Here is a 17,295-nt window from a genome sequence, read left to right as displayed (position 1 = left end):
CGCAGGTTTTACCATCTGCTCTACATTCATTGACAATTACAGGCCGACTGTGGTTTTTTATGTAAGCAAATCTATGAAAACCAAAGGCCTGAATCTGCAGCCGCGCGCAGTTGCGGCTATTCTTCTGCGCTTTCCTTATTGATCTGCAAAGGTTCTTCCGCCACCATGGCCGCTGGTCTCAATCTCGCTCAATTACAAGCCGTGCATTACACCCAGGGCCCCTGCCTGGTGCTGGCCGGCGCCGGATCGGGCAAGACCCGGGTGATCACGCACAAGATCGCCCGTCTGATCGAGACCGGCATGGCGCCCCGCAAGATTGCCGCGATCACCTTCACGAACAAGGCCGCCTCCGAAATGCGCGAGCGCGCCAAGAGCCTCATCGGCCGCCAGGCCAAGGATGTGCTGGTCTGCACCTTCCACGCGCTAGGGGTGAAGATGGTGCGCGAGGACGGCCATGTGCTGGGGCTCAAGCCGCAGTTCAGCATTCTCGACAGCGACGATGTGGTCGGCATCCTCAAGGACGCGGCCGGCGGCACCGCCGACGTGGCCACCGCACGCCAGTGGCAGTGGACCATCAGCAAGTGGAAGAACATGGGCCTCGACTACAAGGAGGCACTGGCCCAGGCCGCCGATGACAACGAGCGCGCCATTGCCGTGCTGATGCAGCGCTATGACGAGCGGCTGACCGCCTACCAGAGCGTGGACTTTGACGACCTGATCGGCATGCCGCTGCGGCTGCTGCGCGACCACCCCGAGGTCCGAGCCAAATGGCAGACCAACCTGGGCCATGTGCTGGTCGATGAGTACCAGGACACCAATGCCACCCAGTACGAGCTGCTCAAGCTGCTGGTGGGTGAGCGCGGCCACCTCACCGCCGTGGGCGATGACGACCAGAGCATCTACGGCTGGCGCGGCGCGACCCTCGACAACCTCAAGAAGCTGCCGGTCGACTACCCCCAGCTCAAGGTCATCAAGCTCGAGCAGAACTACCGCTCGACCAGCGCCATCCTGCGTGCCGCCAACAATGTGATCCAGCCCAATCCCAAGCTGTTTCCCAAGACCTTGTTTTCCGAGCTGGGCGAGGGAGAGCCGGTGCGCATTGTCGACTGCGACTCGGAAGAACATGAGGCCGAGCGCGCCGTCGCCCGCATCCTGAGCCTGCGCGCTGCGGCCAACCCGCCGCCGGACTGGAAGAATTTCGCCATCCTCTACCGCGCCAACCACCAGGCCAAACCCTTCGAGAAGGCGTTGCGCAAGGCCAATGTGCCCTACAAGGTCTCGGGCGGCACCAGCTTTTTCGACCGCGCCGAGATCCGCGACCTCTGCGCCTGGTTCAGGCTGTGGATCAACAACGACGACGATCCGGCCTTTCTGCGCGCGATCACCAACCCTAAGCGCGGCATCGGCCACACCACCTTGGGCCGCCTGGGCGAGTTCTCCAAGGCCCACCATTGCAGCATGTTTGGTGCGCTGTTCAATGCCATGCTGGAAGACGCGATGCCCGCCAAGGGGCGCGAGAGCCTGCTGGAGTTTGGCCGCTATATCAACGACCTCGAATACCGCGCCCGCCAGACCCGGGGGGCCGAGGAATCACTGGCCTTTCTGCTCGACTGGCTCAAGGAGATCGGCTACGAGCAGCATCTCTATGACGCCGAAGACAGCGAGAAGGTCGCTGCCGCCCGCTGGACCAATGTGCTGGAGTTCTGCGACTGGATGGCCCAGCGCGCCGGTGGCCAGACCACGACGGCGGCCGACACCACGACGGTGAGCGAGTCCAAGAGCTTGCTCGAAGTCTCGCAGACCATCGCGCTGCTGTCGACCATCAGCGAGCGCGAGAAGGAGCAGGACATGGTGATCCTGTCCACCCTGCATGCCAGCAAGGGCCTGGAATGGCCGCATGTGATGCTGATCGGCGTCAACGAAGGGCTGCTGCCCTTCAAGCTCGACGATGATGATGGCCGCCAGCAAAAGGTCAGCGACGACACCGCACAGCGCCTGCAGGAAGAGCGCCGCCTGATGTATGTCGGCATCACGCGCGCCCAGCGCTCGCTGGCGGTGAGCTGGACCAAGCGGCGCAAAAAGGGGCGCGAGCTGGTCTCTGCGCTGCCCAGCCGCTTCATCGCCGAGATGGGACTGGACAGCAGCACCGCCCGCGAAGACCCGCGCGAGAAACTGCGCAAACTGCGCGAAGAGTTCGCCGCGCGCAAGGCCCAGAGCAGCGCCGCCACCAGCCCTGATTCGAACTGAGTATCCATGACCAAGACCCTGATCCTGACCGCTTTCTGCGCTGCACTGGCCAGCGCCTGCACCAGCGCCCCAGCCACCCGCCCCGCCTGTCCTACCGCCATGCAGATGGAGCAGCCCGAGCTGCTGGGCCTCTGGCAGGCCGAACTGCCCGGCCTGCCCGGTCCGGTAACTTTGCAGCTGGCGCCCCACCCCGAATGGAACGGCACCGTCAAAGGCCAGATCCAGCGGCCCGGCGGCACGGCCATCGTCGTCGGAGATGTAGACAAGGGCAAGCTGACGATGGAAGAGTCCGCCGATGGCAAAAAAGTATCGGGCACCTGGCTGGGCGAAGTGGTCGACGGCAGCTGCGGCCGCGAGATCCGGGGCGAATGGTTGGATGCCAACGACAACAGCCACGCATTCGTCATGCGCAAGCCATCGAAAACGCCTCAATCGCCGCAATAATGGACAACCGCGCAGCCGTCCCAGCCACGCGTCCTACCTCTCCTTCCTCGACCATGACAACAACAAAATTTCTGCGCTCGCCAGCCCCGCTGGCGGCGAGCCTGCTGATGGCCGGTCTGCCGCTGGGCAGCTTCGCGCAAACCCCGGCCGCTGCCAGCAGCTCGGCGCCTGCCGCAACCGTGTGGCAGCAGTGCACCGCGCTCAGCGACGGCAACGCCCGCCTGGCCTGCTTTGACCAATGGGCGCAGCAGCAGTCGCAGCAGCCCCTGGCCAGCCCGCAAGGGCAGGCCGTGGCCACTACGCCTGCCGCCTCGGCCAATGCGATGGTCGGCCTGACCCCTCCGGCCAGTGCGCTGGCCGCCGCAGACGCACCCGCGCCCGCGCCCATCGGCGGCTGCCGCAACGACGGCTACACCGAGATGTCGCGCTTCTGGGAACTCGAGGCCGGTACCGACTGCGGCACCTTCAGCTTCCGTGGCTACCGCCCTCTGTCGGTATCGTTTGCCGTCGGCGACAAGGTCAACCGCCAGCCCAGCTCGCTCAACCCCGTCAATTCGGCCACGACCGAGACGGACTACCAGAAGCAGGAGATGCGCATCCAGCTGTCGGTGCGCACCAAGCTGGCGCAAAACCTGCTGACGGACCCCAACGGCAAGCTGCGTGATTCGCTGTGGATTGGCTACACGGGCCTGTCGTACTGGCAGGTGTTCAACTCGGACCTGTCGCGCCCTTTCCGCACCACCGACCACCAGCCCGAGATCTTCTACGTCTACCCGACCACCGCCCAGTTGCCGTTTGGCTGGCGCTGGCGCTACAGCGGCATTGGCCTGGAGCACCAGTCCAATGGCCAGAGCGACCCGCTCTCGCGCAGCTGGAACCGCACCTACCTGATGACCGGTTTCGAACTGGACAACCGCCTGCAGCTGCAGGCCAAGATCTGGCACCGCATCAACGAAAGTGCGGAAGACGACAACAACCCCAATATCCAGAACTACATCGGCCGCAGCGAGCTGAAACTGGGCTGGAACGTGAACCAGCGCAACTGGATGGGTGTGACGGCGCGCGGCTCGCTCAACGGCCACGGCAAGGGCTCCGGCCGCGTGGAATGGATGCATACCTTGGGTGATGGCTGGATGGGCGGCAAGAGCAACCTGCGCCTGCATGCCCAGGTCTTCCACGGCTATGGTGACAGCCTGATCGACTACAACTACAAGCGGACGGTGTTCTCGCTGGGCTTCAGCCTGCTGGACTTCTAAACAGGAAACGTCTGCGCTGCAGACGTTTCCTGTTTCCCAAGAGGATCTTCAGGTAGACAGCCGCCGCAAGCGCTGGCACAGATCCGACTGCGGATCTTCCAGCCCGTGCAGCACCGTGAAATGGTCGCAGCCGGCCAGCGCGGCCTGCTCGGCCACATTGCCCGCTGCCAGCCAGGCGCTGTGCATCAGCATTGACTGGCGTTCAAACTCCGTTTGCTCGCGCCCGCCCCAGACCAGGTGCATGGGGCTGGCGCAGCGCCTGGCCGCAAAAGCGGGCGAGTTACGGGCAATCAGTCCCTCATCGAGCTGGATCATCGGCTGCAGATAGCTGTAACGCAGCGGTGCCAGGTCATAGAGGCCACTGACCAGCAGCGCGCCGCGCAGCGGGTCATCGGGCAGGCCATAGTCGCGCGCCCAGCGTGTTTGCAGGCACATCGCACCCAACTGGCCACCGGCAGAATGCCCGCCCACCACCACCCGCGCCGGGTCGCCGCCATAGGCAGCAATGTGGCGCAGCACCCAGGCCAGGCTGGCGCGGCACTGGCGCACGATTTCATCAATGCTGACCTGCGGGCACAACGCATAGTTCACCACCACGGTGCAAAAACCCAGCGCCTGCGGCCCCAGGGCCACGCAGCTGAACTCTTTGGAGGTATTGGCCCGCCAGTAGCCGCCATGCAGAAACACGAACACCGGCGCGGGTGCCCCGTCCGCTGCAGGGAAGATATCGAGCGTCTCTGCCAAGGTCGGGCCAAACGGCACATCCAGCACGCAGCGCAGTTGCGCACGCGCCTGGGCGCTGCGCTCGGCAAAATGCTGGCGGGCAGCCGCCGGGTCGGCCACCGGCCGCGTGGTGTCGTACTGCGCATCAATCTGCGCCTGCGATTCAAAATCGCGGTACAGCCTGGGTGGCGTGCTGGCAGCCATGGTCTGCTCAGCCGGCATCGGGCACCACGGCGGTGACCTCGATCTCCACCTTGGCCCGGTCCTCGATCAAGGCGACCACCTGCACTGCCGTCATCGCGGCGTTGAAGCTGCCAATCAGCTCGCGGTAGGCCTTGCCGATCTCCGCCTGCTGGGCCATATACGCCTGCTTGTCGGTGATGTACCAGGTCATGCGCACAATGTGCTCGGGCTTGGCACCGCCCTCTTCCAGTACCGCCACAATGTTCTGCAGCGCCTGGCGCACCTGGCCGGCGAGGTCATCGGTGTGGAACACCCCTTGCGCATCCCAGCCAATCATGCCGGCGACAAAAATCTGCCGGCCGCTGACCATCACGCCATTGGCATAGCCCTTGGGCCGGGGCCAACCTGGGGGAAGTAGTACTTGCATTGCGCCTCCTTTAGCGAACAAATCTCAGACGGTGCATTCCGCCGCCATCCAGCGCGCGATGCGGGCCTGGATGGCCGGGGGAATGCGGATGGCTTCATGGCTGTCCAGGCTGGTGAACACCAGCACCTGGTGGGCCAGCGCCCGCACCGCGCCATCATCGCCGGCACAGCGCAGCGCCAGCTGCAGCGAGCGGCTGCCCAGCCGCAGCACGGCCAGCTCCAGTTGCACCGCGTCGCCCATGCGGGCAATGGCCCGAAAATCACAGGCCAGGTGCACGATGGGCAGCCCGGTACGCTCGGGCCCCAGCATCTGGGCATAGGGGTAGTGCAGCGCCTGGTTGAACCAGTCCTCCACCAGCGACTGGAACAGCACCAGGTACTGCGGATAAAACACAATGCCTGCCGGGTCGCACTGCGCAAAGCGGATGCCGGTGGCCACGCGGAAAACGGCGCCGTTCTCGGGCCAGGTCAAGGCTGCCATGTCAGACCCCGATATAGCGCTGCCACAGTGCGGGCTGCGCTTCCAGCTGGGCCGAGCTGCCCTGCCACACCACCTGGCCGCGCTCGATCAAGGTGTGCCGGTCAGCCAGCGCCATCAGCCGCTTGACGTATTTGTCGATCACCAAAATCGCCTGACCATGTGCGCGCAAGGCCGCCAGGCACTGCCAGATCTCCTCGCGGATCAGCGGCGCCAGGCCTTCGGTGGCCTCGTCCAGAATCAGCAGATGCGGGTTGGTCATCAGCGCCCGGCCAATGGCCAGCATCTGCTGCTCACCGCCCGAGAGCCGGTTGCCGGGGTTGCCGGCGCGTTCGGCCAGGCGCGGAAACAGCTGGTAGACGCGGTCGAGCGACCAGGGGTTCTCCGAGGCATTGCGGTTGGCCGCAAAGGCCTGCAGGTTTTCCTGCACCGTCAGGTTGGCAAAGATCTGCCGGCCCTCGGGCACCACCGCCATGCCCATGCGCGCAATGCGGTCCGCGGGCAGGTGCTCGATGCGCTCGCCACGAAACCGCACCGTGCCGGCCGACGCGGGGGTCATGCCCAGCAGGCTGCGCACGGTGGTGGTCTTGCCCATGCCATTGCGGCCCAGCAAGGTCGTCACCTCGCCCGCCGCCATGTGCAGGTGCATGCCAAACAGCACCTGGCTGCTGCCGTAGCAGGTCTCCAAGGCTTCCACTTCCAGCAATGCAGTCATCAGGCGGCCTCCTCTGCAGCCTCGTCGCCCAGGTAGGCGCGGCGCACATCCGGGTTGCGCCGTATCTCGTCGGCTGTGCCGGTGGCAATCACCTTGCCAAACACCAGGGTCGAGATGCGGTCCGCCAGGCGGAAGACCGCATCCATGTCGTGCTCCACCAGCAGGATGGTCGTGTCCTGGCGCAGCTGCAGCAGCAACTGCACCATGCGCTCGGATTCGTCAGGCCCCATGCCTGCCATCGGCTCATCGAGCAGCAGCATGCGCGGCCGCGTGGCCAGCGCCAGCGCCACCTCCAGCTGGCGCTGCTCGCCATGTGCCAGCAAGCCTGCGGTCTGCTGCAGCTGGGCAGCCAGGCCCACGCGCTCGGCCACCTCGGCGGCCTGCGCATAACGTGCGCTCTCACTGCGCGCCGGGCGCCAGAAGCGCCAGCTCGATCCATCGCGTGCCTGCACACCCAGTGCAATGTTCTCCAGCACCGTCAGGCGCTTGAAGATGCTGGTGATCTGGTAGGAACGCACCAGGCCGGCCTGCACCCGCGCAGGCATGGGCTTGCGCTCCACCGCCTCGCCGGCAAACAGGATCTGGCCCGCATCGGGCACCAGCGCGCCCGACAGCTGGTGGATCAGGGTCGTCTTGCCGGCGCCGTTGGGCCCGATCAACGCATGGATATGGCCGCTGTGCACCGCAAAGCTGGCATGGTCGGTAGCGGTGAGGCCACCAAAGCGCTTGACCAGGTTCTGCACCTGCAACAAAGGGCTGGGCATAGAGGACATGCTCATCGCTTGCTCCACATGCCGCGCCGCAGGCTCAGCAAACCATTGGGGGCCACCAGCACCACGATCAGCAGCACGGCGCCCAGCCCCAGCTGCCAGTGCACGGTATAGGCAGCCAGCACTTCTTCCAGCAGCAGGAACACCGCTGCGCCCACCAGCCCGCCATACAGATGGCCGACACCGCCGAGGATGACCATGATCAGCAGAATGCCGGACTGGGTCCACTGCAGCATGCCGGGGCCGACAAAGCTGCCCTGGTTGGCCAGCATCGCGCCGGCCAGCCCGGCAAAGGCGCCGGCGAGTGTGAAGGCCACGAGCTTGTAGCGGTAGACCGGAAAGCCAATGGCCTGCATGCGGGTCTCGTTCTCCTTGATGGCTTGCAGCACATGGCCAAAGCGGGCATTGAGCACCCGCGCCATCAGCAGCAGGCTGGTGCTGACCAGCGCCAGCACCACATAGTAGAAGGTGGCATCCTGCGCCAGATCCAGGCCCAGACCCATCTCCGAGCGGCCGGGCAGCGACATGCCGTCATCGCCACCCAGCGATTTGAACGACATGATCAGGTAGTACAGCATCTGCGCAAAGGCCAGGGTGATCATGATGAAGTACACGCCCTGGGTGCGCAGGCTGATCGCGCCCACCAGCAGCGAAAACGCCGCGCCCATCAGCATGGCCAGCGGCCAGGCCAGCCAGGCGGAGGTCACGCCCTGCTGCATCAGCAGGCCCACGGCATAGGCGCCCAGCCCGACAAAGGCCGCATGGCCAAAACTCACCATGCCGCCAAAGCCGAGGATGAAGTTGAGGCTGGCGGCCGCCAGACCAAACACCAGCACCCGGCTGGCCACGCCGATGTAGAAGTCCTCGCCCATCGCCTGGGCGATCAGCGGAAAGGCGATCAGCAGCGCGAGCAAAGGCAGCACCAGCCGGGGCCGCAGCCGGTGGTCGAAGACGCTGGGCTGCGCCGCTGGCGTGGCCTGGGCCGCAGCGGCCTGGGGGGCGGTGGTGTCAGTCATGGGCGGGGAACAGTCCTTGGGGTTTATAGAACAGCACGGCAGCCATCAGCACATAGATCAGGATCGAGGCCACGGCCGGGCCGGCATTGGCCGCCACCTCGGGGCCCAAGGCCCTGTCAAACAACAAGGGCACCAGGGTGCGGCCGGCGGTATCGACCAGGCCCACCAGCAAGGCGCCCAGCAGCGCGCCGCGGATCGAGCCGATGCCGCCAATCACGATCACCACAAAGGCGAGGATCAGAATGCTCTCGCCCATGCCCACCTGCACCGCCAGCAGCGGCCCCAGCATGCCGCCGGCCACCGCACACAGCGCAGCGCCCAGCGCAAACACCAGGGTGAACAGGCGGCGCACATTGGCACCCATCGCAGTGGCCATCTCGCGGTTCGCCGCCCCAGCGCGTACCTGCATGCCAAAGCGCGTGCGGGTCACCAACAACCACAGCAGCAAGGCCACGGCCAGGCCCACACCGATGATCAGCAGCCGGTAGGCGGGGTAGGAAAAACCATCCATCAACATCACCGGCCCGGCCAGCGCGGCCGGCGGGTTCAGCATCAGCGGCTGCGCGCCCCAGATGATGCGCACGATCTCGTTGCTCATCAGCAGGATCGCAAAGGTGCCCATCACCTGCGACAGGTGGTCGCGGTGGTAGAGGCGGCGCAGGATCGTGTACTCCAGCAGCACGCCCACCACCACGGTAGCCAGCACCCCCAGGCCCAGGCCCAGCCAGAACGAGCCGATGGCCTGGCTGAAGCTGGCCACCAGGTAGGCGCCGATCATGTAGAGCGAGCCATGGGCGAGGTTGATCATGTCCATGATGCCGAACACCAGGGTCAGGCCGGCGGCCAGCAGGAACAGCATCAAGCCGAACTGCAGGCCGTTGAGCAGCTGCTCAAGAATCAGGATGGTGTTCATCGATCAGGACGGCATCTTGCAGTCTTTGACGTAGGCGTCCTGGTGGTTCTTGAACACCGTGCCCACCGTGCGGTTGGTCAGCTTGCCCTGGCTGTCCTTGGTGACCACACGCAGGTAGTAGTCCTGCACCGGGAAATGGTTGCTGTTGAACTTGAAGCTGCCCCGCACCGACTCGAACTTGGCCGCCTCGATGGCCTTGCGCAAGGCCGCCTTGTCATCGAGCTTGCCCTTGACATCGCGCACCGCCGCATCCATCAGGCGCGCAGCGTCATAGCCATGCGATGCATACAGCGATGGCATACGGCCAAATTCCTTCTGGAAGTCGGTGACGAATTTCTTGTTCGCGGCATTGTCCAGGTCATGCGCCCACTGCGAGGTGTTGAAGGTGCCCAGCATCGAGTCGCCCACCGCACGGATCACGTCCTCATCGGCCGAGAAGCCCGGGGCGTACAGGGTGATGTCCTTGGACAGGCCGGCACCGACAAACTGCTTGATGAAGTTCACGCCCAGGCCACCGGGCAGAAAGATGTAGACGCCATCGACCTGGGCCGCGCGCATCTTGGAGATCTCGGCGCCATAGTCCAGCTGGCTCAGCGAGGTATAGGTCTCCATGCCGATCTCGCCCTTGTAGAAGCGCTTGAAGCCGGCGATCGAATCCTTGCCTGCCGGGTAGTTGGGCGCGATCAGCGCCACGCGCTTGAAGCCCTTGTCCTGCATGGTCTGGCCAGCCGCCTCATGCAGCGCATCGTTTTGCTGCGAGACATTGAAGAAATACGGGTTGCACTGGGCGCCTGCATACTGAGACGGCCCGGCATTGGGGCTGATGAAGAAGGTCTTGTTCTGGAACGCGGCCGGGCCCACGGCCAGCATCACATTGGAGAACACCGTGCCGGTCATGAAATCGACCTTGTCGCGCTTGAGCAGGCGCTCGGCCGTCTGCTTGGCCACCTCGGGGTTTTGCTGGTCGTCGACCACGACCACCTCGGCAGGCAGGTTGCCGATCTTGCCGTTCATGTGCTTGACGGCCAGCTGGAAGCCGTCGCGGATATCGGTGCCCAGACCCGCGCCGGGCCCGGACAAGGTGCTGAGCAATCCCACCTTGACCTGGTCGGCCGCACTGGCACTGCTGGCGCACAGCAGCGCGATGGACAGACTCACAAGACTGCGATGCAAAGGATGACGCTTCATGCTGGTTCCCTGGTTGGTGTGCCAAAAAAATCTAACGAGCCGCTACTATGCCGGGCTGTGCAGCCGAAACCGTTGTAGTTTTCCCGTAGCCGTGCGCGGCAGCTGCGCGACAAAATCCATGGCCCGTGGGTATTTGTAGGGCGCGACCGTGCTCTTGACGAAATCCTGCAAGGTCTTGACCATGTCCGCATCGGCCGCAAAGCCCGGCCGCAGCACCACAAAGGCCTTAACGATCTGGCCGCGCTCGCTGTCGGGCAGGCCGATCACTGCGCATTCGGCCACCGCCGCATGCGCGAGCAAGGCGTCTTCGACCTCGGGCGCGGCGATGTTGTAGCCCGAGGAGATGATCATGTCATCGGTGCGGGCCTGGTAAATGAAATAGCCGTCCGCATCCATCACATAGGCGTCACCGGTCAGGTTCCAGCCTGCATGCACATACTGGGTCTGGCGGCTGTCGTTCAGGTAGCGGCAGCCGGTGGGGCCCTGCACGGCCAGCTTGCCCACCGTGCCGGCCGGCACTTCCTGGCCCTGCTCATCGACCACCTTGGCACGGTAGCCGGGCACGGCGCGGCCGGTGGCGCCAGGCCGTGCCTCGTCCTCGCGGTGCGAGATGAAGATGTGCAGCATCTCGGTCGAGCCGATGCCGTCGATGATCTCGATGCCGGTGGCGGCTTTCCACAACGCACGGGTCGAGGCATTCAAGGCCTCACCGGCTGACACGCATTTGCGCAGCCGGGTCTGGCGCAACCGCTCGCCCTGCTGGGCCATCACGCGGTACGAGGTCGGCGCGGTGAACACCACGGTGGCGCCAAATTGTTCGATGCCATCGACCAGCTGCGCCGGTCCCGCCTTCTCCAGCAGCGCCATCGAGGCGCCAATCGCCATCGGGAACAGCACCTGTCCGCCCAGGCCAAAGGTAAAGGCCAGCGGCGGGCTGCCGATGAACACGTCATCGGGTTCGGCCCGCAGCACATGGCGGGGCCAGCAGGCGCAGATGGCCATCACATCGCGGTGAAAGTGCATCGTCGCCTTGGGCACCCCGGTGGTGCCCGAGGTAAAGCCCAGCAGGCAGGTGTCGGTCGCCGCCGTCTGCACCGTGTCAAAATGCGGCGAGGCCTGGGCCATCAGCGGCTCCAGCGCCTGCGCAGCCGGCAGGCCACTGCCATTGAAGTAGCGCACCGCCTGCAAACGCGGGTTGGCCACCTGCGCCGCCTGCACCTCGGCCTGCAAGGCCGCATCGCACAGCGCATGGCTGATCTGGGCGATCTCGATGATGGTTCCCAGCTCCTTGGCGCGCAGCAGCGGCATGGCCGCCACTGCAATACCGCCCGCCTTCACCACGGCAAACCAGCTCGCGACCATCATCGGGTTGTTGGGCGCGCACAGCAGCACGCGGTTGCCGGGTACCAGGCCCATCTGCGCGGTCAACACGTTGGCGATGCGGTTGGCCTGGGCCTGCAGCTCGGCATAGGTCCAGCGCACACCCTGGGCCTGCAGGCACAGGCGCTCGCCCCGGCCTTCGGCCACATGGCGGTCCAGCAGCTCGGTGGCGCAGTTGAGGCGCTCGGGGAACTGCAGCTCGGGCAGGTCAAAGTGGTACTCCGGCTGCAGCTCGGGCGGCGGCAGATGCGTGGCGGCAAAGCGGTCGATATGCGCGGTATAGGGCGTGGCAGACATCTCGCAAACTCCAGGCTGAAAGCAGAAACGCGGAACGGTGTCCAGGTGCTCGGCAAGGGTCAAGGCGCGGTGGGCGCCACTTGTTTGAGCAGCTCGCGGGCGATGATCAGTTGCTGCACCTCGGTCGCCCCTTCGTAGATGCGCAGCGCGCGGATCTCGCGGTACAGGCGCTCGACCGGCTGTTCGCTGACAACGCCCAGGCCGCCCCACATCTGCAGCGCCGCATCGATCACCTGCTGCGCGTTCTCGGTCGCGGTCATCTTGGCCATCGCCGCCTCGCTGGTCACGCTCTGGCCCTGGTCGCGCTGCCAGGCGGCGCGGTAGGTCAGCAGCGCGGCGCTGTCGATCTGCGTGGCCATCTGGGCCAGCTTGGCCTGGGTGAGCTGGAAATCGGCCAGCACGCCCTGGAACATGCGGCGGCTGGTGGCCCGCTGCAAGGCCTCGTCCAGCGCACGGCGGGCAAAGCCCAGCGCTGCGGCCGCCACCGAGGTGCGGAACACATCCAGGGTGCGCATCGCCAGCTTGAAGCCCTCGGCCGCCGCGCCAAGGCGCTGGCCCACCGGCACGCGGCAGCCGCTGAAGCGCAGCCGCGCCAGCGGATGCGGCGCGATCACATCGATGCGCTCGGCAATCTCCAGGCCGGGCGTATCTGCATCCACGATCAGCGCGGAGATGCCGCGCGCGCCCGGTGCCTCACCGGTGCGCACAAACACCACATAGAAGTCGGCAATGCCGCCGTTCGAGATCCAGGTTTTTTCGCCGTCGATGACATAGTGGTCTCCGTTCAAGCGGGCCGTGCAAGCCATCGCTGCGACGTCCGATCCTGCATCGGGCTCGGACAGCGCAAAGGCCGCAATGGCCTCGCCCCGTGCAACCCGGCCCAGGTAGCGCGCCTTCTGCGCCTCCGTGCCTGCCAGGCTGATCGCGCCCGAGCCCAGCCCCTGCATCGCAAACGCAAAATCGGCCAGGCCGTTGTGGCGCGCCAGGGTTTCGCGGATCAGGCAGATGGCGCGGGTGTCGATCTGGGCGGCCGCGTCGCCATGCGCCTCGCCCGCCACTGCATGGCGCAGCCAGCCCGCCTGGCCCAGCGCCTGCACCAACGCGCGGCAATCGCCGTCAGTGTCACCGCTGTGCACATGGGCTACATGCCGGGCGGCCCAGGCATCGAGCGTCTGCGCCAGCGCAGCGTGGCGCGGCTCAAAAAACGGCCACTGCAGGTATCGGGTGTCAGCCATGTCAGTTCCCCTGGAATTGCGGCTTTTGCTTGGCCACAAAGGCCTCGTAGGCGCGCTTGAAGTCTTCGGTCAGCATGCAGATGGCCTGCGCCTGCGCCTCGGCCTCGATCGCCTGGTCAATGGTCATCGCCCATTCCTGGTGCAGCATGGTCTTGGTGATGCCATTGGCAAAGCTGGGGCCAGCGACCAGGTCGGCGGCCATCTTCTGCGCCTGCTCCAGCAGCGCTTCGGGCTCGGCCAGGCGGTTGAAAAAGCCCCAGCGCTCGCCCTCTTCGCCGCCCAGACTGCGGCCGGTGTAGAGCAGCTCGCTGGCGCGCCCCTGGCCGATGATGCGCGGCAGAAAGGCGCAGGCGCCCATGTCGCAGCCGGCCAGGCCCACGCGGTTGAACAGAAACGCCGTCTTGCTGCGCGCCGTGCCCAGCCGCAGGTCCGAGGCCATCGCCATGATCGCGCCGGCGCCGGCACAGATGCCATCGACGGCGGCAATGATGGGTTGCGGGCAGGCGCGCATGGCCTTGATCAGCTCGCCCGTCATGCGGGTGAACATCAGCAGCTCGGGCGCCTTCAGGGCCACCAGCGGGCCGATGATTTCATGCACATCGCCACCCGAGCAGAAGTTGCCACCGGCGCCCACCAGCACCACGGCCTTCACATCCTGCGCCCACTTGAGGCGGTGGAACAGGTCGCGCAGCTCGGCATAGGAATCAAAGGTCAGCGGGTTCTTGCGCTCTGGCCGGTTGAGCGTGATCGTTGCCACGCCGGCATGGACCTGCCACAGAAAATGCTGTGCCTGGTAGCCAGCCAGCTGCTGGTGGTTGCCCGCCACCAGCGCGGGGTCGATTCGGTAGTCACTCATGCCTGTCTCCACAGATTCGGGGTTCACATCACTTCGCCGCCAGCCACCGCAATGGCCTGTCCGGTCATTGCGCCAGCGCCTTTGCCGCAGAGCCAGACGACGGCATCGGCCACCTCCTGCGGCTGCACCAGGCGGCCCTGGGGGTTGTTGCGCACAAATTCGGCCAGGGCCTGCTCGGGGCTGCGGCCGGTCTTGGCCACCACGCGGTCGAGGCTGGTCTTGACCAGATCGGTTTCGGTATAGCCCGGGCACACGGCATTGACGGTGATGCCGCGGCTCGCCACTTCCAGCGCCAGCGCCCGGGTCAGGCCCACGACGCCATGCTTGGCCGCCACATAGGCCGATACATAGGCATAGCCGGTCAGGCCTGCGGTGCTGGCCACGTTGACGATGCGGCCATAGCCCGCCGCCTGCATCGCCGGCAGCACCTGCTGCATGCACAGCATCGTGCCGGTCAGGTTCACCGCCAGCATCCGCGACCAGAGCTGGGCGTCGGTCTTCATGAAGGGCGCGCTCTGCGCCTGGCCGGCGTTGTTCACCAGGATCTGGATAGCGCCAAAGGCGGCCACGGCCTGCGCAAAGGCCGCCACCACCTCGGCCTCCTGCGCCACATCGGCCAGCACCTGCTGGCACTGGCCCGGAAAGGCATCCACCAGTTTTTGCAGCGGCTCAGGCCGGCGGCCCAGCACCGTCACCCGCGCGCCCTGCGCCAGCAGCTGGCGCGCAACGGCCTCGCCAATGCCCTGGCCGGCGCCGGTCACCAGCGCATGTTGTCCTTGCAAGCTGTTCGTCGCCATCTGCGCTGCTCCTCAGTGGCCGGCGGCCGCTTGCTGGGCCTTCTCGCGCTCGAACAGGCTCTCCATCTGGCGCTTGCCGGCAAAGTAGGGCTTGGGCCAGGCGATGGCGGTGTAGCCAATCTTGGCCGCCTCGGTCAAGGTCCAGGCCGGGTTGGCCAGGTGCGGGCGGGCGACGGCACAAAGGTCGGCGCGGCCGGCGGCGATGATGGAGTTGGCATGGTCGGCCTCACTGATCGCCCCGACGGCCATCGTCGCAATGCCCGCCTCCTGGCGGATGCGATCGGCAAACGGGGTCTGGAACATGCGGCCATAGACCGGCTTTTCCTGTTTGCTGACCTGGCCGGACGAACAGTCGATCAGGTCCGCGCCTGCCGCCTTGAAAGCCTTGGCAATCTCTACCGCATCATCGGGGGTGATGCCGCCGGGCACCCAGTCATGGGCGGAGATGCGCACCGACATCGGCCGCTCCTGCGGCCAGACGGCGCGCACGGCCCGGAACACCTCCAGCGGGTAGCGCAGGCGGTTCTCCAGGCTGCCGCCATAGGCATCGTCCCGGTGGTTGGTCAACGGCGAGATAAAGCTGGACAGCAGATAGCCGTGGGCGCAGTGCAGCTCCAGCCAGTCGGCACCCACCTCGGCGGCCATCTGGGCGGCGTGCACAAACTGCTGCTTGACCTCGTCCATCTGGGCCAAGGTCATCGCCTGCGAGATCTGGCTCACGCCTTCGAGGTACTGCTGGGGCGAGGCCGAGATGATCGGCCAGTTGCCCTCGGTCAATGGCAGGTCCGTACCTTCCCAGGCCAGGCGGGTGGAGGCCTTGGCGCCGGCATGGCCGATCTGCATTGCAAACTTGGCATCGGTGTGGTGGTGGATCCAGTCGCTGATGCGCTGCCAGGCCTGCTTTTGTGCCTCGGTGTAGGTGCCCGGGCAGCCGGGGGTGATGCGGCCCTCAGCGCTGACACAGGCCATCTCGGCAAACACCAGGCCGGCGCCGCCCATCGCCCGCGCACCCAGGTGCACCAGGTGGTAGTCGCCCGGCACGCCATCAACGGCCGAGTACTGCGCCATCGGCGAGACGACGATGCGGTTCTTCAAGGTCAGGCCGCGCAAGGTATAGGGCAGGAACATCGGTGGCGGAGCCTTGGCCTCTACCTGCACGCCGTTTTGCGCAGCCAGCCAGGCCTCATAACCGCCGAGCCAGGCGGCATCGCGCAGGCGCAGGTTCTCGTGGCTGATGCGCTGGCTGCGCGTCAGCATCGAGTACATGAACTGCTCGGGCTCCAACTGGTCGCAGTAGCGCTTGCCGCAGACCTCGAACCACTCCATCGCATTCCAGGCGGCGTTCTGGATGCGCAAGGTCTCCACCCGGCGCAGCGCCTGGTAGGCTTCCAGCACCGCAGGGATCTGCGCCTTGCCATCGCCCAGCTGCTGGAACTGCCGCGCCAGCTCGATCGCATCCTCGATCGCCAGCTTGGTACCCGAGCCAATCGCGAAATGCGCCGTGTGTACGGCGTCGCCCATCAGCACCACATGGCTGCCCTTGGCGTTTTGCAGCCACCACTGGTCGCAGACCACGCGCTGGAAATTGATCCAGGCCGAGCCGCGCAGGTGGCGGGCATTGGTCATCAGCCGCGCGCCTTGCAGGTTGTCGGCAAACAGCTTTTCACAGAAGGCAATCGACTGCTCCTGGTCGGCCGTGTCCAGGCCGCAGGCCTTCCAGGTCTCCTCGGTGGTCTCGACGATGAAGGTCGAGGTCTTGTCGTCGAACTGGTAGATATGGGCCTGGAACCAGCCGTGCTCGGTGCGCACAAAGTCAAAGGTGAAGGCCTCATAAACCTTGTTGGCACCCAGCCAGATAAAGCGGTTGGGGCGGGTGACGATATCGGGCTTGAACACCTCGGCGTATTTAGTGCGGATGCGCGAGTTCACGCCATCGCTGGCAATGATGAGGTCGGCATCGGCATAGTCTTCGTCGGACTGCACATCGGTCTCGAACACCAGCTTGACGCCGAGCTGCTCGCAGCGCGCCTGCAGGATGTTGAGCAGGTGCTTGCGGCCGATGCCGACAAAGCCATGGCCGCCCGAGCGGATCTTGCGGCCCTTGAACAGCAGCTCGATGTCGTCCCAGTGGTTGAAGGCCTGCTCGATCTGCATCGCCGTCGCCGGGTCCCACTCGCGCATGTTGTCCATCGTGGCATCGGAGAACACCACCCCCCAGCCAAAGGTGTCATAGGGCTTGTTGCGCTCCACCACGGTCACGTCATGCGCGGGGTCCATCTGCTTCATCAGCAGCGCGAAATACAAGCCGGCGGGGCCACCGCCTATGCAGACAATTTTCATGGCCAGGATCGTCCTGAAAAACACTTTATAA

At 65.6% G+C, this 17,295-nt stretch carries 16 protein-coding genes; 3 read left to right on the top strand and 13 right to left on the bottom strand.

The window, feature by feature from the left end; all coding sequences use genetic code 11:
- Positions 1–165: 165 nt before the first annotated feature.
- The 3 genes from ACHWUQ_RS05320 to ACHWUQ_RS05310 are packed head-to-tail and all read left to right on the top strand — an operon-like array spanning position 166 to position 3,947.
- Positions 166–2,247: an ATP-dependent helicase gene (locus tag ACHWUQ_RS05320; protein WP_394680530.1), complete on the top strand. Its 2,082-nt coding sequence runs from the start codon at positions 166–168 to the stop codon at positions 2,245–2,247.
- 6 nt (positions 2,248–2,253) lie between these two features.
- Positions 2,254–2,691 carry a hypothetical protein gene (locus tag ACHWUQ_RS05315; protein WP_394680529.1) on the top strand — a complete coding sequence of 146 codons (438 nt, stop codon included), beginning with the start codon at positions 2,254–2,256 and terminating at the stop codon, positions 2,689–2,691.
- A 53-nt stretch (positions 2,692–2,744) separates the two neighbouring features.
- Positions 2,745–3,947, top strand: a complete 1,203-nt coding sequence (locus ACHWUQ_RS05310) for a phospholipase A (protein ID WP_312835695.1) — start codon at positions 2,745–2,747, stop codon at positions 3,945–3,947.
- 48 nt (positions 3,948–3,995) lie between these two features.
- Here ACHWUQ_RS05310 and ACHWUQ_RS05305 read toward each other — a convergent pair whose 3' ends face one another.
- From ACHWUQ_RS05305 to ACHWUQ_RS05245, 13 genes are read right to left on the bottom strand one after another with little or no spacing between them, the layout of a single operon-like run.
- Positions 3,996–4,874, bottom strand: coding sequence for an alpha/beta hydrolase (locus tag ACHWUQ_RS05305; protein ID WP_394680528.1), 879 nt, complete (start codon positions 4,872–4,874; stop codon positions 3,996–3,998).
- A gap of 7 nt (positions 4,875–4,881) precedes the next feature.
- Positions 4,882–5,280: a RidA family protein gene (locus ACHWUQ_RS05300; protein ID WP_239810546.1), complete on the bottom strand. Its 399-nt coding sequence runs from the start codon at positions 5,278–5,280 to the stop codon at positions 4,882–4,884.
- Positions 5,281–5,304: 24 nt separating this feature from the next.
- Positions 5,305–5,760: an acyl-CoA thioesterase gene (locus ACHWUQ_RS05295; RefSeq protein WP_369460884.1), complete on the bottom strand. Its 456-nt coding sequence runs from the start codon at positions 5,758–5,760 to the stop codon at positions 5,305–5,307.
- A gap of 1 nt (position 5,761) precedes the next feature.
- Positions 5,762–6,472, bottom strand: a complete 711-nt coding sequence (locus ACHWUQ_RS05290; RefSeq protein WP_394680527.1) for an ABC transporter ATP-binding protein — start codon at positions 6,470–6,472, stop codon at positions 5,762–5,764.
- On the bottom strand, positions 6,472–7,251 hold the full coding sequence (locus tag ACHWUQ_RS05285) for an ABC transporter ATP-binding protein (RefSeq protein ID WP_394680526.1): 780 nt from the start codon (positions 7,249–7,251) through the stop codon (positions 6,472–6,474). The genes ACHWUQ_RS05290 and ACHWUQ_RS05285 overlap by 1 nt, the downstream gene beginning before the upstream one ends.
- Complete coding sequence (locus ACHWUQ_RS05280; protein WP_394680525.1) at positions 7,248–8,258, bottom strand: branched-chain amino acid ABC transporter permease; 1,011 nt, start codon at positions 8,256–8,258, stop codon at positions 7,248–7,250. The genes ACHWUQ_RS05285 and ACHWUQ_RS05280 overlap by 4 nt, the downstream gene beginning before the upstream one ends.
- Entirely contained in the window at positions 8,251–9,171 is a 921-nt protein-coding gene (locus ACHWUQ_RS05275; RefSeq protein ID WP_312417005.1) for a branched-chain amino acid ABC transporter permease, read from the bottom strand. The genes ACHWUQ_RS05280 and ACHWUQ_RS05275 overlap by 8 nt, the downstream gene beginning before the upstream one ends.
- Positions 9,172–9,174: 3 nt before the next feature.
- Positions 9,175–10,359 carry an ABC transporter substrate-binding protein gene (locus ACHWUQ_RS05270; protein ID WP_239810540.1) on the bottom strand — a complete coding sequence of 395 codons (1,185 nt, stop codon included), beginning with the start codon at positions 10,357–10,359 and terminating at the stop codon, positions 9,175–9,177.
- A gap of 45 nt (positions 10,360–10,404) precedes the next feature.
- Positions 10,405–12,036: a benzoate-CoA ligase family protein gene (locus ACHWUQ_RS05265; RefSeq protein WP_394680524.1), complete on the bottom strand. Its 1,632-nt coding sequence runs from the start codon at positions 12,034–12,036 to the stop codon at positions 10,405–10,407.
- A 59-nt stretch (positions 12,037–12,095) separates the two neighbouring features.
- Complete coding sequence (locus ACHWUQ_RS05260) at positions 12,096–13,271, bottom strand: acyl-CoA dehydrogenase family protein (RefSeq protein ID WP_394680523.1); 1,176 nt, start codon at positions 13,269–13,271, stop codon at positions 12,096–12,098.
- 1 nt (position 13,272) lies between these two features.
- Positions 13,273–14,127 (bottom strand): enoyl-CoA hydratase family protein, encoded by an 855-nt coding sequence (locus ACHWUQ_RS05255; protein WP_239810537.1) that lies wholly within the window; start codon positions 14,125–14,127, stop codon positions 13,273–13,275.
- Positions 14,128–14,150: 23 nt separating this feature from the next.
- The gene (locus ACHWUQ_RS05250) at positions 14,151–14,924 is read right to left on the bottom strand and encodes an SDR family NAD(P)-dependent oxidoreductase (RefSeq protein WP_394680522.1); all 774 of its coding nucleotides are present in this window, start codon (positions 14,922–14,924) and stop codon (positions 14,151–14,153) included.
- Between the two features lie 12 nt (positions 14,925–14,936).
- Complete coding sequence (locus ACHWUQ_RS05245) at positions 14,937–17,264, bottom strand: bifunctional salicylyl-CoA 5-hydroxylase/oxidoreductase (RefSeq protein ID WP_394680521.1); 2,328 nt, start codon at positions 17,262–17,264, stop codon at positions 14,937–14,939.
- Positions 17,265–17,295 lie beyond the last annotated feature (31 nt).

Origin of the sequence: uncultured Comamonas sp. (assembly GCF_964277875.1) — a bacterium.
In the GTDB taxonomy this organism is placed as follows: domain Bacteria; phylum Pseudomonadota; class Gammaproteobacteria; order Burkholderiales; family Burkholderiaceae_C; genus Comamonas; species Comamonas sediminis.
Note: the sequence above shows the minus strand (reverse complement) of the source record. Positions and strands in the feature narration are given on the sequence as shown.